General features: G+C 59.9%; 3 protein-coding genes. All 3 read right to left on the minus strand.

The genetic code is table 11. From position 1 onward, the window contains the following. Positions 1-122 precede the first annotated feature (122 nt). The 3 genes from ACZYOF_RS43030 to ACZYOF_RS43040 all read right to left on the minus strand — a co-directional run bounded on the left by ACZYOF_RS43030 (position 123) and on the right by ACZYOF_RS43040 (position 2,927). Positions 123-896 carry a hypothetical protein gene (locus tag ACZYOF_RS43030; protein WP_463719518.1) on the minus strand — a complete coding sequence of 258 codons (774 nt, stop codon included), beginning with the start codon at positions 894-896 and terminating at the stop codon, positions 123-125. 660 nt (positions 897-1,556) lie between these two features. Further along, the gene (locus tag ACZYOF_RS43035; protein ID WP_130584129.1) at positions 1,557-2,366 is read right to left on the minus strand and encodes a YiiX/YebB-like N1pC/P60 family cysteine hydrolase; all 810 of its coding nucleotides are present in this window, start codon (positions 2,364-2,366) and stop codon (positions 1,557-1,559) included. Between the two features lie 339 nt (positions 2,367-2,705). Further along, positions 2,706-2,927, minus strand: a complete 222-nt coding sequence (locus ACZYOF_RS43040; RefSeq protein ID WP_130584130.1) for a heme-binding protein — start codon at positions 2,925-2,927, stop codon at positions 2,706-2,708. Positions 2,928-3,396 lie beyond the last annotated feature (469 nt).

Below are 3,396 nucleotides of genomic sequence, written 5' to 3' on the forward strand. Positions count from 1 at the left end.
TGCTGATGCATTGCGATTGATGGCCTTGACACGAACCATCCCATGTGAGGTTCTGGCTGGCTGGTTACCCGCCTCGATACGCCGCCCTTCTCAGGCCGTCATCACCCAGATTCCGCCATAGCTCAAGGCGAGGCTGGTGCGGTAGGCTTGTCCCGGATGCCGATGGCGCGCAATCGGCGCGTGACAAGGCTGCCATAGATCCGGTCGCGATCGCGGATGAGGTAGTGCGGAGCCTCATCCCAAGGAAATGCCTCCGTGATTTGACGTGCTACCCATTCCGCCGCCGGATTTGCTGTGACGTTGATCCAGACCAGGTCTCTGCGGTCGAGCCGGACAATGACAAAGGCATAGAGCAGGTCGAAACCGACGGTCGGAACAACGAGCAAATCCATGGCGGCAATGTCCGGCGCGTGATTACGCAAGAAGGTGCGCCATCCCTGGCTGGGTGGCCCGCGTCGCTTCACCATGTACTTGGCGACGCTGGACTGCGCGACCTCGAACCCGAGCTTGAGCAGTTCGCCGTGGATGCGTGGCGCGCCCCAAAGCGGATTGTCGACGCTGATCCGCCGGATCAACGCGCGCAGCCTCGTGTCGATCGGCGGCCGCCCTCCGATCGGGCGCGACTTCCAACGCCAATAGCCGCGAAAGCCGGCCCGGTGCCAACGCACGACCGTCTCGGGCCGGATGATCGTGAGGACCTGCAAGATCGATGGAAACCAGCGATACAGCTGAATGAAGAACCAGCGATCATCGTTGGTGAGCCGGACACGACCCTGCAGCTTACGCCTCAAGACAATCAACTGATGTCTGAGCGCCACATTCTCTGCTTCAAGTCGGCTCTTCGACTTGAGAGGCGAAGCCAAGACGGCCAGTACGAAACAGAGCAGCCCGATCATTCCGCCAGCTTAGGCGATTCCATTACATCATCAACTCGGATAAGGTTTTCGGTACACACAGGACATTGACCCTGGCCGCACCGTCCCGGAGACGGTGTTGACCTCCGGTCTGGCGCAATCGCGGGAAGGTACAGGTCAGGCGGCGCTGCTGGCTCTGCAGCGATTTGGCTTCTGCGCATGGGCAGCCGAAGGGAGCCGACGGATTGAGCAGCATGGTCGATGCGAACGATATGCGCGAGCGTGGTGTTCCGATAACGCACACGGCGCAACATTTGGGTCGAATGCACTATTGGCTATAAGGGTCAGTCCGATTGCAGGCCTCAAGAACTGTTATGCTCGCCTGCAAGAAGGCAAGGTAATTACTATGGGAAACTAAAAGACCAAGATTGACCAGTTCAAACGCAGCTTCCCATGAGCTCTCTCTCGGCGCGAATCTCACTCGCGCGCCCCCATGAATGACCAGCGGTCGGAAGCTACGGCCGCGCTGCCCGTGCTTTGCTCCCTGTCGGATGCCGTTCGAGCAATGGATCAATAGTAGGCGGGGTTTCGACATTTCAATCTCCAGATTTGTGGTCGACGAGGGTTCGCCATCGCGGCCTCGCTCGATCCAGGACTGAAACGGCGTGAGCGTTGCGCAACTCGGTGCCTGATCCGGGAAATTCAGGCGTAGGCCACCACCGCGATCGCGCCTTCGATCTCTGGAGCGAACGTGACCTTTGCGGTGTGAACTTGGGGAAGATCGGCCCAATGCATGTCTTTATAGTTGAAGCCTCGCGCCAGCGTGGGCTTCACCACCATAAAGTAGGGCGAAATATCGAAGTCGCGCGGCGCGTAAAATGACGAGTGGCGGGTCTCGGCGATTTCGCGCCGCGCCGTCTGGCTCTCGACGTGCGTGATCTTGGGCAGGATCGGGTAACGCACGGCGTCGAATGCTTGCGCAATTAGCGAAGAACAGATGATGCGGCTAGCGTCGCCGGACCCGAGCGCAATCGTTCGGCGGCGCCAACGCGGCGCCACTGGCCATGGGAATAGATAGCGCATCAGGTCGACGACGTTTTTGAAATCGTAGCCGAGACCAATGCGTTCGATAGCGTAATGGCAGACCTTTGCGCAGTCCGCTCCGCTCAGTCCCACCGGCCGGCAGATACGGGTTTGACAATGCAGATATTTCGACAGCGGCGCCGACACGACACCTTCGCCGATATTGGCTTCGATCAGGACATGGCGCTCGCCGTCGGTTGCGGCGCCGGCCACCGGCCCGACGTACAACGCCGAGTGCGACCAAGTCGATTGAGTGAGATATTTGATGCTGCCGGAAATACGACCTTTGCCCTCGACCAGCAAGACATCACCGGGTCGAAGGGTGTCGCGTAAGGCTGTCGAATCGTTCGGAGTGAACGGCTCACAGTGGTTGACCGGCTTCTGCGACCGGACAATCAGACGTCCGGCATTGTCGAACATCCAGCCCATAACTCGTTTCTCACCTGTTTGGTTTTTCTCACCTGTTTGGTTTTTTCCGTATGGCAGTTCCAGAGAGTGCTGCCGTTCGGTTACCCAAATTACATCCCAAGCATAATCATTGAGAGATGGACCTGACCATTGCACGGAGGTTGATCCCCCCCGTTACATTTGGTTGAGAAGAGCATACCAAGGTTTAGGATCGGGCACCCGCCTGTTGCGACTGATGGGAGCGTCGCACCTCGTTCGGCGGCCACACCCCCGAACTCGCGATCGCATCATCTTCCGCGCCGACAGGCGCACACGAACAGTAACTCCGCAACCTACGCTGAGCCGTCGTCGGTGAGGGGCTCAGCGCTGTCGCCGCGGTGCTCGCGATCTAGCGTCGATCTCCTTGCCCAAGCCGGCAACGCCTACTGCGCCCACGACTGCGCCATTGACATGGATCGGCACGCCGCCGCGCAGCACCAAGATGCCGGCAGTGACGAAGGCCGTTCGAGCTTGGTTTATGTTGTCCTCGATCTCCGCTGTAGCCGCGCCACCGTTCGCGCCTTCTCGATGGCGAGGCAACATTGATCTACCAGCGTCGTCTTACGCCATCATGCGGAGGGCTACGGGCGCGGCGATGGCGACGATTACGCTGCCCGTCACGAGCAATGCGGACCCCGGCAGCCTCCATAGCGCCGCGACGTTGCAGCTACACACCGTCAACGGCAATACATTCAACGTCGCTATCAGAACGGCATAAGATCGAAAAAGCAGGGCATTTGGCCTCGGGCCGCCGCCGGTCCCATTTTATTTGTTGCGGCGCATGAGTCTCTTGTTGGCCCTGAGATGAACAAGGCTCCCGCCGCCAGAATGTCCGCACGCTGAGCCAGATCGGACGCAGATCGGCGCTTTGGCGACCGCCGGTTCTGACCCAAGGCGGAAATATGCGCTGGTTGGTCTGAAGCTGGGAGGCCGTTACGCGCACCTGGCCGGCGCGTGCAATCGATCATCTGGCGCGGTCCCGAGCGCCCGCGCGGGCGCACGGTCACGAACG

It is taken from the genome of Bradyrhizobium sp. LeoA1Lang, assembly GCF_055413685.1.

Bases quoted from the DNA above. Each gene is read 5' to 3' on its own strand.
- ACZYOF_RS43040 (WP_130584130.1), bottom strand. From the start codon at position 2,927: ATGTTGCCTCGCCATCGAGAAGGCGCGAACGGTGGCGCGGCTACAGCG.
- ACZYOF_RS43030 (WP_463719518.1), bottom strand. From the start codon at position 896: ATGATCGGGCTGCTCTGTTTCGTACTGGCCGTCTTGGCTTCGCCTCTC.
- ACZYOF_RS43035 (WP_130584129.1), bottom strand. From the start codon at position 2,366: ATGGGCTGGATGTTCGACAATGCCGGACGTCTGATTGTCCGGTCGCAG.